The 17,107-nt window shown below is 34.9% G+C and carries 20 protein-coding genes; 11 read left to right on the top strand and 9 right to left on the bottom strand.

What is annotated here, in order from left to right; genetic code table 11:
• Positions 1-34: 34 nt before the first annotated feature.
• A complete protein-coding gene (locus ACFSAH_RS00925) occupies positions 35-889 on the top strand; it encodes a DMT family transporter (RefSeq protein WP_379660802.1) in 855 nt (284 codons plus the stop codon).
• On the opposite strand, the gene ACFSAH_RS00920 is transcribed toward ACFSAH_RS00925, so the two are convergent.
• The gene (locus ACFSAH_RS00920; protein WP_379660801.1) at positions 886-1,368 is read right to left on the bottom strand and encodes a DUF2147 domain-containing protein; all 483 of its coding nucleotides are present in this window, start codon (positions 1,366-1,368) and stop codon (positions 886-888) included. The two genes, ACFSAH_RS00925 and ACFSAH_RS00920, sit on opposite strands and share 4 nt — an antisense overlap.
• A gap of 143 nt (positions 1,369-1,511) precedes the next feature.
• Here ACFSAH_RS00920 and rluF point away from each other — a divergent pair, with 143 nt between their 5' ends.
• On the top strand, positions 1,512-2,375 hold the full coding sequence (gene rluF, locus ACFSAH_RS00915; RefSeq protein ID WP_379660800.1) for a 23S rRNA pseudouridine(2604) synthase RluF: 864 nt from the start codon (positions 1,512-1,514) through the stop codon (positions 2,373-2,375).
• 186 nt (positions 2,376-2,561) lie between these two features.
• On the opposite strand, the gene ACFSAH_RS00910 is transcribed toward rluF, so the two are convergent.
• Positions 2,562-3,155: a NanQ anomerase/TabA/YiaL family protein gene (locus tag ACFSAH_RS00910; RefSeq protein WP_379660799.1), complete on the bottom strand. Its 594-nt coding sequence runs from the start codon at positions 3,153-3,155 to the stop codon at positions 2,562-2,564.
• A gap of 139 nt (positions 3,156-3,294) precedes the next feature.
• On the opposite strand from ACFSAH_RS00910, the gene ACFSAH_RS00905 reads away from it, so the two are divergent.
• Both ACFSAH_RS00905 and ACFSAH_RS00900 read left to right on the top strand, forming a co-directional pair.
• On the top strand, positions 3,295-3,726 hold the full coding sequence (locus ACFSAH_RS00905) for an SRPBCC family protein (protein WP_379660798.1): 432 nt from the start codon (positions 3,295-3,297) through the stop codon (positions 3,724-3,726).
• 7 nt (positions 3,727-3,733) lie between these two features.
• Entirely contained in the window at positions 3,734-4,051 is a 318-nt protein-coding gene (locus ACFSAH_RS00900) for an ArsR/SmtB family transcription factor (protein ID WP_379660797.1), read from the top strand.
• Between the two features lie 55 nt (positions 4,052-4,106).
• Here ACFSAH_RS00900 and ACFSAH_RS00895 read toward each other — a convergent pair whose 3' ends face one another.
• The 4 genes from ACFSAH_RS00895 to ACFSAH_RS00880 all read right to left on the bottom strand — a co-directional run bounded on the left by ACFSAH_RS00895 (position 4,107) and on the right by ACFSAH_RS00880 (position 7,528).
• On the bottom strand, positions 4,107-4,568 hold the full coding sequence (locus tag ACFSAH_RS00895; protein WP_379660796.1) for a DUF4268 domain-containing protein: 462 nt from the start codon (positions 4,566-4,568) through the stop codon (positions 4,107-4,109).
• Between the two features lie 55 nt (positions 4,569-4,623).
• On the bottom strand, positions 4,624-5,703 hold the full coding sequence (locus ACFSAH_RS00890; RefSeq protein WP_379660795.1) for a lipase family protein: 1,080 nt from the start codon (positions 5,701-5,703) through the stop codon (positions 4,624-4,626).
• Between the two features lie 51 nt (positions 5,704-5,754).
• Entirely contained in the window at positions 5,755-6,630 is an 876-nt protein-coding gene (locus ACFSAH_RS00885) for a mechanosensitive ion channel family protein (RefSeq protein WP_379660794.1), read from the bottom strand.
• 169 nt (positions 6,631-6,799) lie between these two features.
• Positions 6,800-7,528 (bottom strand): IclR family transcriptional regulator, encoded by a 729-nt coding sequence (locus ACFSAH_RS00880; protein ID WP_379660793.1) that lies wholly within the window; start codon positions 7,526-7,528, stop codon positions 6,800-6,802.
• Positions 7,529-7,650: 122 nt separating this feature from the next.
• Between ACFSAH_RS00880 and fucP the strand changes: the two genes are divergently transcribed.
• The 7 genes from fucP (at position 7,651) to ACFSAH_RS00845 (ending at position 15,192) form a co-directional block, all read left to right on the top strand.
• Positions 7,651-8,901, top strand: a complete 1,251-nt coding sequence (gene fucP / locus ACFSAH_RS00875) for an L-fucose:H+ symporter permease (protein ID WP_379660792.1) — start codon at positions 7,651-7,653, stop codon at positions 8,899-8,901.
• Between the two features lie 18 nt (positions 8,902-8,919).
• The gene (locus ACFSAH_RS00870) at positions 8,920-10,572 is read left to right on the top strand and encodes a UxaA family hydrolase (protein WP_379660791.1); all 1,653 of its coding nucleotides are present in this window, start codon (positions 8,920-8,922) and stop codon (positions 10,570-10,572) included.
• A gap of 31 nt (positions 10,573-10,603) precedes the next feature.
• Complete coding sequence (locus ACFSAH_RS00865) at positions 10,604-11,368, top strand: SDR family NAD(P)-dependent oxidoreductase (protein ID WP_379660790.1); 765 nt, start codon at positions 10,604-10,606, stop codon at positions 11,366-11,368.
• Positions 11,369-11,386: 18 nt separating this feature from the next.
• Positions 11,387-12,244 carry a fumarylacetoacetate hydrolase family protein gene (locus ACFSAH_RS00860; protein WP_379660789.1) on the top strand — a complete coding sequence of 286 codons (858 nt, stop codon included), beginning with the start codon at positions 11,387-11,389 and terminating at the stop codon, positions 12,242-12,244.
• 80 nt (positions 12,245-12,324) lie between these two features.
• Positions 12,325-13,149 (top strand): amidohydrolase family protein, encoded by an 825-nt coding sequence (locus ACFSAH_RS00855; protein WP_379660788.1) that lies wholly within the window; start codon positions 12,325-12,327, stop codon positions 13,147-13,149.
• 17 nt (positions 13,150-13,166) lie between these two features.
• A complete protein-coding gene (locus ACFSAH_RS00850) occupies positions 13,167-14,177 on the top strand; it encodes an aldo/keto reductase (RefSeq protein WP_379660787.1) in 1,011 nt (336 codons plus the stop codon).
• A gap of 4 nt (positions 14,178-14,181) precedes the next feature.
• Positions 14,182-15,192, top strand: a complete 1,011-nt coding sequence (locus tag ACFSAH_RS00845; RefSeq protein ID WP_379660786.1) for a zinc-binding alcohol dehydrogenase family protein — start codon at positions 14,182-14,184, stop codon at positions 15,190-15,192.
• A 45-nt stretch (positions 15,193-15,237) separates the two neighbouring features.
• Here the strand turns inward: ACFSAH_RS00845 and ACFSAH_RS00840 are convergent, their stop codons facing one another.
• The 3 genes from ACFSAH_RS00840 to mdh all read right to left on the bottom strand — a co-directional run bounded on the left by ACFSAH_RS00840 (position 15,238) and on the right by mdh (position 17,093).
• Positions 15,238-15,651, bottom strand: coding sequence for a group III truncated hemoglobin (locus tag ACFSAH_RS00840; RefSeq protein WP_379660785.1), 414 nt, complete (start codon positions 15,649-15,651; stop codon positions 15,238-15,240).
• A gap of 69 nt (positions 15,652-15,720) precedes the next feature.
• Positions 15,721-16,155: an aspartyl protease family protein gene (locus ACFSAH_RS00835; RefSeq protein ID WP_379660784.1), complete on the bottom strand. Its 435-nt coding sequence runs from the start codon at positions 16,153-16,155 to the stop codon at positions 15,721-15,723.
• On the bottom strand, positions 16,155-17,093 hold the full coding sequence (gene mdh, locus ACFSAH_RS00830; protein WP_379660783.1) for a malate dehydrogenase: 939 nt from the start codon (positions 17,091-17,093) through the stop codon (positions 16,155-16,157). The genes ACFSAH_RS00835 and mdh overlap by 1 nt, the downstream gene beginning before the upstream one ends.
• Between the last annotated feature and the right edge of the window lie 14 nt (positions 17,094-17,107).

Genomic DNA, 17,107 nt, shown 5'->3' with positions numbered 1-17,107 from the left:
AATCAGCATTACAATGCTTACTTTTGTCCTGTTCATGAAAAATATCGCAATCGGCATTCTATTTGCCATGCTTTGGGCCTCTGCATCTGTAGCTACTAAATTCGGAGTTTTATCTGTTCCGCCACTTTTTTTGGGGAACGTACGTTTCTTTATTGCCGGAGTAGTTCTTTTATTGTATGCCCTTATCAGTAAACAATACGTTTCACCCAGTAAAGAGGAATGGAAGCATTTGGCCATTTTTGGTTTTTTAAATACAACACTTTATTTAGGATTATATGTTTATGCCATGAAATATACTGCTGCCGGCATAGGCAGTTTGGCTGTTTCATCAAATCCACTGCTTATTGTATTAATATCTAGCTGGATGATTGGCAGAAAAGCAAGCAGAAAGGAATGGATAAGCATTTTAATGGGTATCGGGGGTATTTATATAGCAACTATTCCTTTACTAAAAAACAATCAGACTACTGCAGTGGGACTTATTTTGTTATCGTTAAGTATGATTGCAGTTTCTTTTGCCAGTGTATATTATGCAAAAATAAAATGGACTTTACCTAATATCATGATAAATGGTTGGCAGGTTATGTTAGGAGGCATTTTTCTTTTACCTTTTACGCTGCTTACAACTGATTTGCAAGAGTTACATTTTGACAATAGATTTATCTATTCCACTTTGTGGTTAAGTTTAGCAGTTTCTGTTATTGGACTTATCTGCTGGTTTTATTTGCTCAAAATAGATACTGTAAAAGCTTCTTTATGGTTGTTTCTTTGTCCGTTATTTGGTTTTTTATACGCCTGGTGGCTAATGGACGAACCTATAACACTTTATACTTTTATTGGTACTTTTCTGGTTGTTTTTGGTTTATATATAAGTCAGAAAAAAGCTTAGATTTTACCCACCATTTCGGTTTTCTCCAATCTGTCAAAAGTTAAAGTTTTACCTATCCATTTAAATTTCCAGTATCCGGTGACTTTAAGTTTACCATCTGCTGTAAGACTTGCTGATGAATCCCAGAACCTGCCGTGATAAGGATCATAAATTTTGCCTTTTTCCCATGATTTCGTTTCGGGTTTAAAAATAAGACCTTCTACAATGTCCATACCTAATATTTTCCGTCCCCTCAAATTCGGATTCGGATTACTTTCGTCCTTAAAATCAGTAATATCTGGCTTAGAGCCATCATTTTTAAACCAGATAATTTTAGCTTTAAAATCACCCGCTTTCCTAAACACCTTTACTACCAAGTTTCTTTCAGCTGTAATCCATTCCCCACAAATTTTATCCTGAATATCCTGTGCTATACAAACTGATACATCTATAAACAACAGAAATAAGGTACTTATACAAACAGTTTTAAATGTAATCATAGGTTATGTAATTGTGTCCTTTGTTCTGAAATCAACTTTTATACCAATCTACAAAAATTATAACATAAAACATATATTGAAAGTCTGCTCTCTCAAAACCGTATTCTTTTCATACTTTTGGATAAATTTTGCATTTGATTTGTATGAATGACGATTCTTTGAGGTTAAACAAAGCGATTAGTGATAGCGGTATTTGTTCTAGACGGGAAGCTGACCGGTTAATTGAGGAAGGTAGAGTTACCATTAACGGAAATACGGCCCAAATTGGCGACAGAATAAATCCGGGAGATGAGGTTTGGGTTGATGATATTAAACTGAAAACCAAACAAAAAGGTAAACCTGTTTATATTGCTTTTAATAAACCAAGAGGTGTTGTTTGTACTACTGAAACTGAGGTAAAAGATAATATTATTGATTATATTAAATTTCCTAAACGAATATTTCCGATAGGACGTTTAGACAAACCTTCTGAGGGATTGATATTTTTAACCAGTGATGGCAATATTGTTAATAAGATACTGAGGGCCGGAAATAATCACGAAAAGGAATATATAGTCACGGTTGACAAACCTATTACGCAGGAGTTTATTAAACAAATGAGTAATGGAGTACCTGTATTAGATACCATTACTAAAAAATGTGTAGTTACCAGAGAATCTGAATTTGTTTTCAGGATTATCTTAACTCAAGGCTTATACCGACAGATTAGGAAAATGTGTGAGTATTTGGAATATCATGTTACCAAGCTGCGTAGAATCAGGATAATGAATGTTTCTTTGGGCAAACTACCTTTAGGTGCCTGGAGATATCTTACTGCAGACGAACTGGATCATATCATGTCTTTGGTTAACGATTCTTCTAACACTGAAGATGCTTCTGTTAATGAGACACCTAAATCCAAAAAAATATATCCTAAAAAAAATTCGTCGTATAAAGACTATAAAAAACGTGGCGGTACCCAAGCGAAAGGAAAAGCTACTGCTGTACCCAAAAAGAAGAGAAAATAATTCGGAAAAGGCTCTATCAAAAGTAATTTATCATTTTATCATTCAGAACAAAGTCGAGAAATCTCTTTCAGAAACACTTAGTAATGAGATTTCTCCTACTAAAGTCGTCGAAATGTTATTGTTTTTATTTATGGCACAGCCTCCTCTCTTGTCTAACCAATTACTCTTCGTACAAATAAGATTTAATTAGTTATATCTTATTTTTATAACCAACTTTCGTGTTTCTTTAATTTCTCCAACTTTTACAGTAGGTATATGGGCTTCGGTAGGAAAAAAGATAAAATAATTCTGAGGATTTGCCAAAGCTAATGGCTTTCCATCATATTCATATAAAGCCACATCCTTTTTCTCGTTATAAGGTTGAATTACTTTTAGCTGATTGTAAGCTGCGTTTTTTCCCATATACTCCTCTCCTTCTACCATATATTGCAGATCTATCCATTGCTGATGACGTTCATACTTACAATCTTTCAAATCTTTGGTTTTACCTTTACTGTAATTTACATATACATCATTACTAAGATCATACCTTCCATATTTTAAAGTATCCAGATTAGTCTCTGCTAAAAACTTAAATGCGGTTTCCCAGCGTTCTGGATATTTCTGATATTGTTCTTTCAATACTTTTATATCTACAGACGGGTCTACCTGAGGTTTAAATTTACTGATAATGGTATGGTGCGCTATCTTAAAATTAGGTGGGGTGTCAATTCTTTTAGACGTACATCCGAATATGCCCCATATAAAAAAAACACTTAATATATATTGCTTTCTATTCATGTTTATAGTTTTTAAAAACTGGGATCAATTTAGTTTTTTTACCTAAAAACAATGGTATAATTTTTTTAAAAAATTATCTCAAACCTATAGGTTACTCAAAAGTTACATGTATATTTGAGTAACCCAAAAGTTACATATTATGCAAAAAACAATAAAACATCAATTCACATTTACCCAATCAGCAGAAACAGTTTGGGAATATTTAACAAATTCTGAGCTTTTAGCTCAATGGCTGATGCCTAATGATTTTAAGCCTATTGTTGGACATCAATTTCAATTTGGAACAAAACCTAAACTAAAATTAGGATTTGACGGGAGGATCTATTGCGAGGTGCTAGAAGTTATTCCTTACAAAAAGTTAATTTATTCGTGGAAAGGCGGATCATCTAAAGAGACTCCTTCTTTGGATTCTATTGTAACCTGGACTATTGATATTACGGATGGTGGAACGGTTTTAACTCTGGAACACACAGGATTTAAAGGAATCAAAAATTATCTTGCATATATTTTCATGAACAAAGGTTGGGTTAAAATTGGGAAACGTTTCTCTAAACAGTTTAATAAAAAATAATTTGACTATGCAACCTTTTGATACATTTCAGGTTATTGCAGACCCCAGCAGAAGACAAATTCTTTACTTACTTTCTAAAGATAGTATGACTATAAATTCACTTGCCGAAAATTTTGACATGAGCCGTCCTGCCGTATCCAAACATATCAAAATACTACACAATGCCGGTTTTATATCCATAGAAGATATTGGAAGAGAAAGATATTGCTCTTTAAAACAAGATGGTTTTGATGAGTTACGTGAATGGATAAATTATTTCGATAATTTCTGGGACTTAAAACTTCATAAATTGGAAGCTTTACTAAATAATACTACTATGAAATAAGCTGCAAAACTTACCCTCATTATATAAATACAATTCTTAAAAGTAAAATATCGGCTTACATTAATGCTTCAAAATTATCCATGGCATCACACCAAAACTCATCCAAAGCCACAATTCGGGGTTTTAGGAACTTTATAATTTTGTTCCAATCTTTTTTATTAAAAACGTTAACGCCTGCTAACGGTTTATAAATTGTAGAAATAGATTGTCCATAGGCATTCTGTATTTGCGGAGCCCAAATCCACTCTTCTCCTAAAATATTATGGAGATAAGTTTTAAACTCTAAAAACTGTTCGTAAAATAGTTCCTGGATTCCCAAATCGGCATGTGCTATATCTATACTTATTGCTGCCTCTTTTTTGTCGGCATGCATCCTGAAATAAATATCACGTACACCTGTTTTATAATTCACCCAAGCCACTTTTTTGCCATCCGCAGACCTTTGTCCGGCAAGCTCATCTCTTAATTTAGACCAAAATTCTTTTTTTAATGCAGCTGCTTCCTCTTTAGTATACATTATCTAACCAGAATAAGGTCCCGAAATTAAAAGTTTTTTAAAACAGTTTACAAAACTATTTCATCCTTTCTGTGAGTTGATAATATCCCCAATAACTATGATGTTCAAAAGCATTTGAAGATGGTTCCTTTTTTTTACTCAAATACTTCTCATCTGGCATCAATACAATGGGATAACCTACTCTTACATAAGCCATAGATTTCTCGTAAACTGGTTCTTTAAGTTCGGGAAACTGTTTTTTCAATTGAGAGTAAACCTTATTACCTAAATATTTTTCGAAAATCTTTTGTGCTTTCCGGGTAGATTTATCTAAACTTTTATAAACATATTTCCCATATACCCTTGCCAGAAATTTTTGCTTTTTCAACACTTTATCTGCATTGGAAAACGGATTTGTTGGCGTAAAATCGGGAATTGTCTGTATAGAGAACGGAGATTCTGGAACCCAATCTAAAGCATTTACAACAGAATACGACCAGCCATTAAAATTGATCGTTTCATAATCGTAAGCATAAGGTAAATTCCCCGGTTTTGGTGCGGCACTGGTTACCGTCTTAAATTTCAGATTGGCACTTAAACGCCCTGCTTGTTGTAAATAGTAAAAATAAGAACGTAAAAGATATGACAATGCTCCTCCCTGACTATGACCGGTGATATAAAATTCTTTTTTGCCTGCCTGCACCAATGAATCTATCTTGGGTAAAATATCTCTTTGTAAATAAGCGGTACCTATAGCCCAACCTACATGTACTTTTGCGTTGGTATTTTCAGCAAACTTGTAATCAAAGCTAAAATCATTTTCAAGATGCAGCGTTCCCTGTGCAGGAATCATTGCTGCATAAAAATTCTCGCCCCAACTTACCGGTGATGCTACTGTTCCTCTGATACTGATTACCGGCACACCATTATACTCCCACAACTCCCACATATTTTTTAGACCTACTTCCGGAGAACGGTAAATTTTAGTTGAGTATTTTGGGGTTGGCGTAGAGTCTTTCATTTCCGTTCCTCCAAAAGACCTGTTTATCCTTAAAAGTTCAAGATATTCCTCTTTATCAAAAAAGGGCTTTAAAGACGCCAAACTCTGTGTAGCAACAAATGCCAAAAGAGCCAACAATAGGTAGATTTTTTTCATACTAACAAAACAAAAACACCACAAAAAAGTTCACCTTTCTAATCAGAAATACTATTCTTTTGCAGATGAAAGTTCTAATATTTTCCCTTGCAATAATCTTCTGATTTGCTTCTCTCTCAACTTATCGTAATAACGCAATAAAACCTGCACTTTAAAATGAACAAAATCTTTCTTAATTGCAGTAACTTTCACAGAAAGACCATCTTCCACAATAAATTCTTTAAAATCCTTTGTTATAGCTTCAAATTCTTCCTCTAAAATCCCTGAGGTAAGCTTTCTATTAATATCAACCTCAAAATCAACTGTTAACTTTTTTACATTTTGTTTAGATTGGTTTACGATAATAGAGTTAAAAACAACTGAATTGGGTATCAACACCATATCATTATCTTCGTTTTGCAAAATAACATTGATTAATGTAAGATCCAGTATTTTCCCTTCTTCGTTACCAATCCTGATATGATCTCCTAAAGATAATCTGTCCGAAAACATAATAATCAACCCGTTAATCATATTTGCGATGTATTCTTTGGTTAACAATGCTATTGCCGCAGCAACAATGGTTATACTGGTTAAAAACGTTATCGGATTTATATCCAGAAAATACATTACGGCAATAATCACAAAAACGGTATTTAGTACAGATTCTATCTGATTAATTCCTATAATAAAGTTGTCTTTCACTTTATTTTTCAACTTATTTCTACGGATATATAACCTGATAATAATAAAGCGCACAATAGATACGACTAAACTTGCCGAGAAAAAAATCATCAAAGAATAACCTATTTTATCTAATACAGGCACACTCTCGTACAACATTGGTTTGTTGTTGTTAAAATAGATCAATACGATATAAAATACCAGCTTGAGCAGAATAACCAACAATTCATTAAATGAGTTTCTTTCTATTTCTTTCTTCGCCATAGGGGAAATATAGTTTTTTTAGGTAATTTCTAAAAATCATATTTTTTATTCAATCCTGTCAAATTTATCTTGTAAAGTTTCTACAATTTTTTTCAGGAGATTATAGTATACAGATTTCATTCATAGTTCTTTCACTTATTATTCACATACTTTAAACAACACTTTCTTCCTATAATAAACCACTAATTTTCTTTGTTGTTTTCAACCCCAGTTCAATCAACGTTTTTCTCAACGATTCCGAATACCTGAAAGCAGGCATGTAAATACTTAATGCGGCAACCGACTTATCTTTGCTATATATAGGAGCAGAAAAACCTATAACCTGCACACTATCTTCTATGAGTGCGTAACCTTGCTCCCTTATCTTTCCAATTTCATCAAAAAAAGTCTTCTCGTCAACAATTTCGTTCCATAATCCCTTTTCAGGCAAACCATATTTTTGAAGATATTGTTTTAAGACATCATCGCTTTCCATAGCTAAAAGCACTCTTCCTGTAGAAGTATCGTAAGTATTCTTAATATCCGGTGTTTGCGCTTGTATCTGCTGATCTGAAATTACCTTTAAGATAACTTTTCTGGTGTTACCCTCCAAAACTGCCAAAGAAGTATTTTCATTTAGTTTCTGAGTTAGGTATTCCAATTCAATTTTTGACTTTTCAATAAGTTTTTCCTGAAATCCATTTTCAAAAAGATGTTGCAATTTATCTCCTATTAAATAACCTTTCTGATTATCCATTTTTCTGATATAGCCTCTTCCGGTCAATGTTTTAATAATATTAGCACATGTACTGGGCTGAACGCTCACCGATTCGGCTATTTCACTCAGGCTTTTAGCTTGCTGTGGCTCCTTTGCCAGTAACTCAATAATATCTAATGCTCTGTTGATAACTTGTATCATATTATTTGATTAAAATTTGGATGTGATGTAAAAATCAATAAATTTGTTCAATATAGAAAAATATAATTCAATAATATTGAATTATATTTTTCTAATAAACTAAATCAAACTTAAATAATTAGATGACACAAAATTCTAAATCACAGCAATTCGCCTTTGCCATGGTGATTATGCTTTTCTTCATGTGGGGGTTTGTACATAATCTTGATCCCGTTTTAATCCCACACCTGAAAAGATCTTTTAGTCTTTCTACCGTACAGGCTTCACTGGTAGACTCTGCTGTATTTATAGCTTATTTTGTAATGGCTTTTCCTGCCGGAATACTCATGAAAAAATATGGTTATAAAGCAGGAATTTTATGTGGATTAACTTTGTTTGCTATAGGTTCTTACCTTTTTATTCCTGCGGCAAACACTCAGTTATATATCTTTTTTTTAATTGCACTATTTATTATAGCCTGCGGTCTTACCATATTAGAGACCGCAGCTAATCCTTATGCAACACTTCTGGGCGATCCTGAAAAAGCAACACAACGCCTGAATATGGCCCAATCTTTCAACGGATTAGCCGCCACGTTAGCTCCCATTATTGGCGCTAAAATTATTATGGCAGAGGGTTATAGTGATGCAGAACTCCAATTAATGTCTGAAAGTGCCAGAAATGCTGCTTTAGCTGCTGAAGCTAGCACCGTTAAGCTTCCTTATTTTGTGTTGGGGACTATTATTGTGATTATAGGTATAATATTCGCTTTTATTAAATTACCTGAAATAAAGGAAGAGACAGCAGATAAACCCGCTTCTTTAACAGATATTCTCAAAATAAAACATCTTAGAGGTGCAGTAATTACCCAATTTTTTTACGTAGGCGCCCAGGTTTGTGTATTAAGCTTTTTTATTTTGTTTGCGGTAGAGGTTTTAGACATGTCTAATAAAGAAGCTGCAGCTTATGCTGGTTACGGCGTTGGTTTTGCATTTATGGTTGGTCGTTTTATAGGTACTTACCTGATGAAGTTTATAGATCCGGCAAAACTACTGGCTATCTACGCTCTCATAAACATCGTATTAAGCTTATTTGTTATGTTCGGAAGTGGAATTAGCCTTATTTACGCAATTATTGCCATTGCATTTTTCATGTCTATTATGTTCCCTACCATCTTCTCTCTGGGCATTAAAAACCTGGGACCAAATGTAAAATATGGAAGTAGCTTAATTATTATGTCTATTGTAGGTGGAGCTATATTACCTATTGCATTTGGTTACATCAGTGACTTATTTTCTAATATACAATACAGTTATGTTGTTCCTCTGATCTGTTTCATTATCGTGTTTTTATACGGATCATCAGGACATAAAATCGCAGAAAACAAATATTAATAAAATAACAGAACCTTCATGGAGTCTCAAAAGAAGTATATACAACTAGATGAAAAAGACAATGTTCTTGTTGCTCTTCAGGATTTACAAAAAGGACAGCCAATCCATTGGAAAAACGAGTCTTTTGCGCTGATAGACGATATCCCGGCAAAACATAAGTTTTTCATCAATGATATAGATGAAGATGGAGATATCATCATGTATGGTGTATTGGTAGGCAAAACGCAACATAAAGTTTTAAAGGGAAGCTGGATGAACACAGAAAATGTACACCATGCCGCAGAACCTTATTACTATCGTAACGTTAATTATCACTGGAATAAACCCGATGTAAGCAAGTTTACAGATAAGACATTTAATGGTTTCCACAGATCTAATGGCGATGTAGGTACTGCCAATTATTGGTTGTTTATTCCAACCGTTTTCTGTGAAAACAGAAATCTTGACATTATCAAGGAATCTTTGTACACCAATCTGGGTTATTCTGTTACCGATAAATACAAAGAATATACAGCTGATATACTGGAGTCCTATAAAAACGGAGAAGACATCCATTCTTTATCCATATCTATTAATCAGCCAACTCCACAAAAAGAAAAAAGAGTATTTAAAAATATTGATGGCATTAAATTTCTGAACCATCAAGGAGGTTGCGGTGGCACCAGACAAGATTCTGAAGTTTTAAGTAATCTGCTTGCCGCTTATGCCAATCATCCAAATGTTGGAGGAATTACTATTCTTAGCTTAGGTTGCCAACACCTGCAATCGCATGATTTAGTTGAAAACATTAAAAGTAAAAACCAAAACTTTGATAAACCTATTCTGGTTTTTGAGCAACAGAAAACACAAAGTGAAGAGTTTTTAATTGCAGAAGCTATCAGACAAACTTTTATAGGTTTGATAGAATTGAACCAAACAAGCCGGAAACCAGCTCCAATTTCTAAATTGTGTGTAGGTGTAAAATGTGGAGGAAGTGATGGGTTCAGTGGAATTTCTGCCAATCCCGCAGTAGGTTACACTGCCGATTTATTGGTTGCATTGGGAGCTAAAGTTTTACTCGCCGAATTCCCAGAACTTTGCGGCGCCGAACAAAATATGATTGATCGCTGCGAAAACGAAACTATAGCTAAAAAATTCATTCACCTGATGCAAACATATGATGCACAGGCACACGCTGTGGGGTCTGGTTTTTTCATGAATCCTTCTCCGGGAAATATCAAAGATGGATTAATTACAGATGCTATAAAAAGTACCGGGGCTGCTAAAAAAGCAGGTACCTCACCAGTAGTTGATGTATTAGATTATACAGAACCAGCTACTAAACCAGGATTAAGCTTGGTTTGTACACCCGGTAATGATGTAGAAGCAACTACCGGAAAAGCTGCCAGTGGAGCAACCTTAATTTTATTTACTACAGGATTAGGTACTCCCACCGGAAATCCGGTTTGTCCGGTTATAAAAGTAGCTACCAACACACAGTTGGCAACTCGGATGTCGGACATTATAGATATAGACACAGGTACTATCATAAGAGGCGAGAAAACGATAGAAGAAGTTGGAGAAGAAATTTTAGAGTTCTGTATTAAAGTAGCCAGTGGCGAAATTACACCAAAAGCAGTACAATTAAATCAAGATGACTTTATTCCATGGAAACGTGGTGTAAGTCTTTAAATTTCACAAAGTAAAGAATCAACAAAAAAATATGTTTTCATTAAAAAATAAATCTGCAATAATTACTGGTGCTGGAAGTGGTATAGGAAAAGCCATTGCAGAAAACTTTGCTAAAGCCGGAGCTCTGGTACATATTCTGGACCTTAGTTTAGAGCAAGCCGAAGCAACTAAAACTATTATTGAAGGTTTTGGTGGCAAATCCGTAGTTCACTCTGTTGATGTAAGCAAACAGGAAGATATCAAAACAGTAGTAAAAAAAATAAACGAGGTAGACATCCTGGTAAACTGTGCTGGTATTGCCCATGTTGGTAATGCTGTTAATACCTCTGAAGAAGACTTGGACAGAGTTTATCGTGTAAACGTAAAAGGCACATATAATTGCCTGCATGAGGTTTTACCTAAATTTATAGAACAAGACTACGGTGTAATTTTAAATATTGCCTCTATAGCCGCATGGGTTGGTTTAAGTGACAGGTTTGCCTATTCTATGAGTAAAGGAGCCGTTTTTGCTATGACCCTCAGCGTAGCAAAAGATTATCTATCTAATAATATCAGGTGCAACTCCATCTCCCCTGCCCGTGTTCATACACCTTTTGTAGATGGATTTATACAAAAAAATTATCCGGGAAAAGAAAAAGAAATGTTTGACAAACTTTCGAAAACACAACCCATTGGGCGCATGGGAACTACCGAAGAGATAGCTAACTTAGCATTGTACCTATGCTCAGATGAAGCTAGCTTTATTACAGGAAACGATTATCCTATTGACGGTGGTTTTATTAAATTAAACAGTTAACAATAAAAATTAAGAGACATGAAACTTATCAGATTCGGCGAAGCAGGAAAAGAAAAAACAGGTATCATTATTAACGATATTAAGTACGACACTTCGGCTTTTGGAGAAGATTATAACGAAACCTTTTTTGAAAATGACGGGTTAAACAGATTGGAAAAATTTGTTAAGGAAAACAATGGTAAACTTCCGGTAGTTTCAGATAGTGTTAGATTAGGTTCTCCTATCGCAAGACCTTCTAAAATAGTATGTATTGGCCTTAACTATGCAAAACATGCAAAAGAAACCAATGCAGCCATTCCGCAAGAACCTATTATATTCTTTAAGTCAACCACCGCATTAGTTGGTCCAAATGACGACGTTATCATCCCTAAAAACTCGGTAAAAACGGACTGGGAAGTAGAACTCGCTTTCGTAATAGGAAAAAAAGCAAGTCATATTGACAAAGAAGAAGCAATGGATTATATCGCTGGATATTGTTTACATAACGATATCAGCGAAAGAGAATTTCAATTAGAAAGAGGGGGAACCTGGGATAAAGGAAAAGGTTGTGACACTTTTGCTCCCATTGGTCCGTGGTTGGTTACTAAAGACGAAATCTCAGATCCACACAATCTGCGCTTATGGTTAAAATTAAATGATAAAATGTTACAAGATGGAAATACCGATGATTTCATTTTTGATATTCCTACTGTATTATCCTATGTAAGCCAATTCATGACGTTATTACCTGGCGATGTCATTTCTACAGGAACTCCACATGGTGTGGGCTTAGGCTTTAATCCACCTGTTTATTTAAAACCAGGAGATGTTATGGAATTGGGGATAGATGGATTAGGAACATCAAAACAATCTGTAAAAGCATTTTCAGGTAAATAAAAAACAGGACGCATAAGCATAATAAAAGCGCAAAGAATATTCATAGAGCTTTGCGCTCTTTATAATTAACTTATAAAACCATGAGAATAGATTCGCATCAACATTTTTGGAAATACAACCCGAAGAAACATGCCTGGATTGATGAAGAGATGGCAGTAATCCGTAGGGATTTCTTTCCTGAAGACCTGTCTCCTTTATTAAAACATAACCAGATAGATGGTTGTATTGCTGTACAAGCAGACCAAACCGAAGACGAAACTAACTTCTTAATAGAACTGGCATCTGTAAATAATTTCATTAAAGGTGTTGTAGGTTGGGTTGATCTGAGAGACAAAAACATAGAAGAAAGATTCCTCCATTTTAAGCAATTTAACATCGTCAAAGGATTTCGACATATATTACAAGGAGAAACGCCTTCCTTTATGTTTCAACAAGAATTCAAAAATGGTATCTCAAAACTTAAAAACTATAACTTCACCTACGACCTCCTTCTATTTCCTCAACACATTAAAGCCGCAACAGAACTGGTACGCTCCAATCCAGATCAAATGTTTGTGATAGACCATATTGCGAAACCTTTTATTAAAAAAGGTACCGTAGAAGGTTGGGATGTCGACATCAAAGAAATAGCAAAATATCCTAATGTATACTGTAAAATAAGTGGTATGGTAACCGAAGCAGATTACCAGTTTTGGAACCGACATGATTTCACCCCTTATCTGGATATTGTTACCGAAGCTTTTGGTACACACCGACTGATGTACGGTTCAGATTGGCCGGTTTGTTTAGTAGCTGCAAAATATCAGGAAGCCGTGGAAATTGTCACTGCCTATTATGCTAATTACAGCACAGAAGAACAAAACCAGATATTTGGCTTAAATGCACAAAAATTTTATAATTTATAATCATCTGACACAAATCCATGTCACAAGAAAATGCACATACTCTGCCACCTGTCATATTTGGAACCAGTGGTTTAGGTAATATATACGAAGCATTACCTTATGAAAGAAAATTAGCAATCGTAAACGAGTGCATCAAACATTCTCCCGGAACACCTGTATTTGATAGCGCTGGTAAATACGGCGCAGGACTGTCTTTGGAAGTTTTAGGAAAATGCCTGAAAGATCTTGGGGTCTCTCCAAACAATGTAATTATCAATAACAAATTAGGTTGGTATCAAACAGAATTAACCACGGAAGAACCTACGTTTGAAAAAGGCATCTGGAAAGAGTTGAAAAATGATGCTATTCAAAAGATAAGCTATCAGGGTATTTTAGAATGTTTTGAGCAGGGAAATGAATTACTGGGGGAATACAATTCGGACATGGTATCAGTTCACGATCCTGATGAATACTTAGCTTCTTCAATTAATGAAGGCGATCATAAAAAACGTTATAATGATATTATAGAAGCTTACAAAGCACTTTCAGACCTTAAAAAACAAGGAAAAGCCAAATCTATTGGTATTGGTTCTAAAGACTGGAAAGCAATAGAACGTATAGTTCAGGATATTGAACTGGATTGGGTGATGATAGCCAACAGCCTTACCATTCACTCGCATCCAAAAGAACTGATCGCTTTTATTGAAAAACTTAACAAAAAAGGCATTACCGTTATTAATTCAGCAGTATTTAATGGCGGTTTTTTAATAGGCAGTAATTTTTATAACTACGTAGAAGTAGATCCTGCTACAAACAAAGGCAAAGAACTGCTGAACTGGAGAACTGAATTTTATGAAGTTTGTAAAGCCTTTGATATTAAACCAGCAGAAGCCTGCTTCAACTTTGGTTTCAATATACCGGGAATAAAGTCTATTGCACTGAGTACAACCCGTCCCGAAAAAGTAAAAGAGAACATAGCCATGGTAACCAAACAAATTCCCGATGGTTTTTGGCAAGAAATGAGAAAAAGAGGCTTAATTCAAATTTAAATCGATGAAAGAGTTAGTTTGTACCACTCCGGGAGTTTTTGAATATCAGGAAACTGAAAAACCAATATTAACTCAAGGACACAGTATATTAGAAATAAAAAAGGTTGGTGTTTGCGGAACAGATTTACATGCTTTTAGTGGAAATCAACCGTTTTTCACTTACCCTAGAAGACTGGGACACGAAATCGCAGCAAAGATAACATCAACCAACAATCCGGAGTTTAAAGAAGGAGAAGCAGTAACCATTCTCCCCTATTTTTACTGCGGTAAATGTATCGCTTGCAGAAATGGCAAAGAAAATTGTTGTACGTCTATCAATGTATGTGGTGTACATATAGATGGCGCCATGGCAGAATATATTACCGTCCCTGATTATTCGCTTGTACACGGTGAAGGATTGTCGTACGAAGAATTAGCTTTAGTAGAACCTTTGGCTATAGGTGCCCATGGAGTAAGAAGAGCCGATGTTAGAACTGGTGAATTTGTACTGGTATTAGGAGCTGGGCCTATTGGATTGGGTATTATGGAGCTAGCTAGAATAGCCGGAGCCAAAGTCATAGCATTAGATATTAACGAAAAAAGACTACAATTTTGTCAGGAGAAATTAGGAGTCGAATATGTTATAAATTCCTTACAAGAAAATGTGATAGAACGTTTGCAAAAAATCACACAATCTGATATGCCTACAGTAATTATTGATGCAACAGGAAACCAAAAAGCAATTAATGGTGCATTCCAGTACCTTGCACACGGAGGTAGATATGTATTGGTTGGTTTACAAAAAGGCGAGATCAGTTTTATTCATCCCGAATTTCACAAAAGAGAATCTACTTTAATGAGTAGCAGAAATGCAAACCGTATAGATTTTGAACATGTAATAGACTGTATGAAAAAAGGATTGATAAAACCAACAACCTATATTACACATACAGCTACATTTGAAGAAGTAAAAGCTAATTTCGAAAACTGGTTAAATCCTGAAAATGGAGTGATTAAAGCAATGATTAGTTTTTAAATACAAAAAGGAGTTATTATAAGCTATTATTATTTGTAATAGCTCCTACTTTCTTATCTTCCCTATATTAATACCTGCAGATTGTTCGTAATTTTGAATCTTAAAAAACATTAAATCAGCAATAGATACCGCCCTTCTTTTTGCAGTATCAGCAATTTCCCCTTCAAACAGCTCATCAACGGTCTCAATAAAAAGTTGCTTCCAGATATTAAAATCTGTATCCAAAAGCTTTTGTTTTTCATTCAGTTTGAAATGAGCATCCATAGGATTCCCCTTGTATCCCATTTCTCCTAATAAGGTAGAAGCCCAAAACTTATACATTACCGGTAAATGATTGTCCCAGTTTACATGAGCTATATCATTAAATATTGGTCCCAAAATTTTATCTGCTCCAACTTTCTCATAAAAAGTATCCACCAATAACTTAATATCGTCCATTGTTTCAATCTTATTTTTCATGCAATATACTCTCCTTTATAACAAAGTTGAAGTAACCGATTGGATAAAACCATGATTTATATCATATTATCAGTTAAATAATCTCAAAATATTTGATTGATAATCTATAACCGCATGATAACCTTTTAAAATATCGCCTCCCAGCACACCAATAACAGCAGGTAGCTGCATGGTTTCGTAGGCAAACTTAACAGTTGTTAAATCAAAAACCGGAACTGCATAATTTTCAACAATCAGATCTCCAATCTTAAACTCTGGTACTATAACAGCATATCTTTCCATGGACGATGTCCCTACACCAATAGCATGTCTATCAGGCAGATGATATATCTGACTATCATCATCTATCAACGCAGTAATTGTGTCCTTATCCAAAGCACTTTTAGATGCTCCGGTATCCAGTACAAGATTAAAGGCTTGTCCATAAACAACAACTTCCACCAAAAGGTGGAAGCCGTCGCCCTGCAAATTGATCAATTGCAGGGGAATTTCAAAAACATTCATTAAATAATATTAGAATCTCTAAGAACCTGATTCATGTTACGAACAGCATCTGCAGATTTATTAAAAGCAGCTTGTTCTTGTTCACTCAAATTAAAGTTTACTATTTTTTCCCATCCGTTTTTACCCAAAACCACAGGTACCACCAAAGAAATATCTTTTTGGCCGTATTCTCCATCCAATGCCACACCACAAGAAATCAGTTTTTTCTCGTCGCGCACAATAGACTCCACCATAGAAGCGGTACCTGCTCCCGGAGCATACCAAGCAGAAGTACCAATCAGTTTAGTTAAAGTTGCACCACCTACCATAGTAGCCGAAACAACTTTTTCCTGTTGCTCTTCTGTTAAGAAATTAGTTACAGGAATACTATTCCAGGTAGCATGTTTAATTAATGGAATCATTGTTGTATCACCATGACCTCCAATTACCACCGCATTCAAATCGGCTTGAGAACAACCTAATTCCTGACTCAAATAATATTTAAAACGAGAAGAATCTAACGCACCACCCATACCTAAAATTCTTTCTTTTGGTAATCCGGAAGTTTTTAAGGTAAGGTAATTCATGGTATCCATAGGATTAGAAACCACAATGATAATTGTATTTGGAGAATACTTTAAGATATTTTCCGTAACAGACTTAACAATACCAGCATTAGTACCAATAAGCTCTTCGCGGGTCATTCCTGGTTTACGAGGTAAACCCGAGGTAATTACCACCACTTCAGAATCTGCCGTTGCTGCATAATCATTAGTAACACCTTTAACTTTAGTATCAAAGCCTAGTAAACCAGAAGTTTGCATGATATCTATAGCCTTACCTTCAGCAAAACCTTCTTTAATGTCTAATACGATTAATTCTTCGGCAAGCTCTTTTCTTGCAATATTGTCTGCACACGTTGCACCAACAGCGCCTGCTCCAACTACAGTAATTTTCATGATTTTATATAGAT

It is taken from the genome of Pseudopedobacter beijingensis, assembly GCF_042678145.1.
Taxonomy (GTDB): domain Bacteria; phylum Bacteroidota; class Bacteroidia; order Sphingobacteriales; family Sphingobacteriaceae; genus Pseudopedobacter; species Pseudopedobacter beijingensis.
The sequence above is the reverse complement of the archived record's forward strand: the minus strand, read 5'-3'. Positions and strand labels throughout refer to the sequence as shown.

Excerpts from the sequence above, each read along its gene's own strand:
- ACFSAH_RS00925 (WP_379660802.1), top strand. The coding sequence starts at position 35 with ATGAAAAATATCGCAATCGGCATTCTATTTGCCATGCTTTGGGCCTCT.
- ACFSAH_RS00920 (WP_379660801.1), bottom strand. The coding sequence starts at position 1,368 with ATGATTACATTTAAAACTGTTTGTATAAGTACCTTATTTCTGTTGTTT.
- rluF (WP_379660800.1), top strand. The coding sequence starts at position 1,512 with ATGAATGACGATTCTTTGAGGTTAAACAAAGCGATTAGTGATAGCGGT.
- ACFSAH_RS00910 (WP_379660799.1), bottom strand. The coding sequence starts at position 3,155 with ATGAATAGAAAGCAATATATATTAAGTGTTTTTTTTATATGGGGCATA.
- ACFSAH_RS00905 (WP_379660798.1), top strand. The coding sequence starts at position 3,295 with ATGCAAAAAACAATAAAACATCAATTCACATTTACCCAATCAGCAGAA.
- ACFSAH_RS00900 (WP_379660797.1), top strand. The coding sequence starts at position 3,734 with ATGCAACCTTTTGATACATTTCAGGTTATTGCAGACCCCAGCAGAAGA.
- ACFSAH_RS00895 (WP_379660796.1), bottom strand. The coding sequence starts at position 4,568 with ATGTATACTAAAGAGGAAGCAGCTGCATTAAAAAAAGAATTTTGGTCT.
- ACFSAH_RS00890 (WP_379660795.1), bottom strand. The coding sequence starts at position 5,703 with ATGAAAAAAATCTACCTATTGTTGGCTCTTTTGGCATTTGTTGCTACA.
- ACFSAH_RS00885 (WP_379660794.1), bottom strand. The coding sequence starts at position 6,630 with ATGGCGAAGAAAGAAATAGAAAGAAACTCATTTAATGAATTGTTGGTT.
- ACFSAH_RS00880 (WP_379660793.1), bottom strand. The coding sequence starts at position 7,528 with ATGATACAAGTTATCAACAGAGCATTAGATATTATTGAGTTACTGGCA.
- fucP (WP_379660792.1), top strand. The coding sequence starts at position 7,651 with ATGACACAAAATTCTAAATCACAGCAATTCGCCTTTGCCATGGTGATT.
- ACFSAH_RS00870 (WP_379660791.1), top strand. The coding sequence starts at position 8,920 with ATGGAGTCTCAAAAGAAGTATATACAACTAGATGAAAAAGACAATGTT.
- ACFSAH_RS00865 (WP_379660790.1), top strand. The coding sequence starts at position 10,604 with ATGTTTTCATTAAAAAATAAATCTGCAATAATTACTGGTGCTGGAAGT.
- ACFSAH_RS00860 (WP_379660789.1), top strand. The coding sequence starts at position 11,387 with ATGAAACTTATCAGATTCGGCGAAGCAGGAAAAGAAAAAACAGGTATC.
- ACFSAH_RS00855 (WP_379660788.1), top strand. The coding sequence starts at position 12,325 with ATGAGAATAGATTCGCATCAACATTTTTGGAAATACAACCCGAAGAAA.
- ACFSAH_RS00850 (WP_379660787.1), top strand. The coding sequence starts at position 13,167 with ATGTCACAAGAAAATGCACATACTCTGCCACCTGTCATATTTGGAACC.
- ACFSAH_RS00845 (WP_379660786.1), top strand. The coding sequence starts at position 14,182 with ATGAAAGAGTTAGTTTGTACCACTCCGGGAGTTTTTGAATATCAGGAA.
- ACFSAH_RS00840 (WP_379660785.1), bottom strand. The coding sequence starts at position 15,651 with ATGAAAAATAAGATTGAAACAATGGACGATATTAAGTTATTGGTGGAT.
- ACFSAH_RS00835 (WP_379660784.1), bottom strand. The coding sequence starts at position 16,155 with ATGAATGTTTTTGAAATTCCCCTGCAATTGATCAATTTGCAGGGCGAC.
- mdh (WP_379660783.1), bottom strand. The coding sequence starts at position 17,093 with ATGAAAATTACTGTAGTTGGAGCAGGCGCTGTTGGTGCAACGTGTGCA.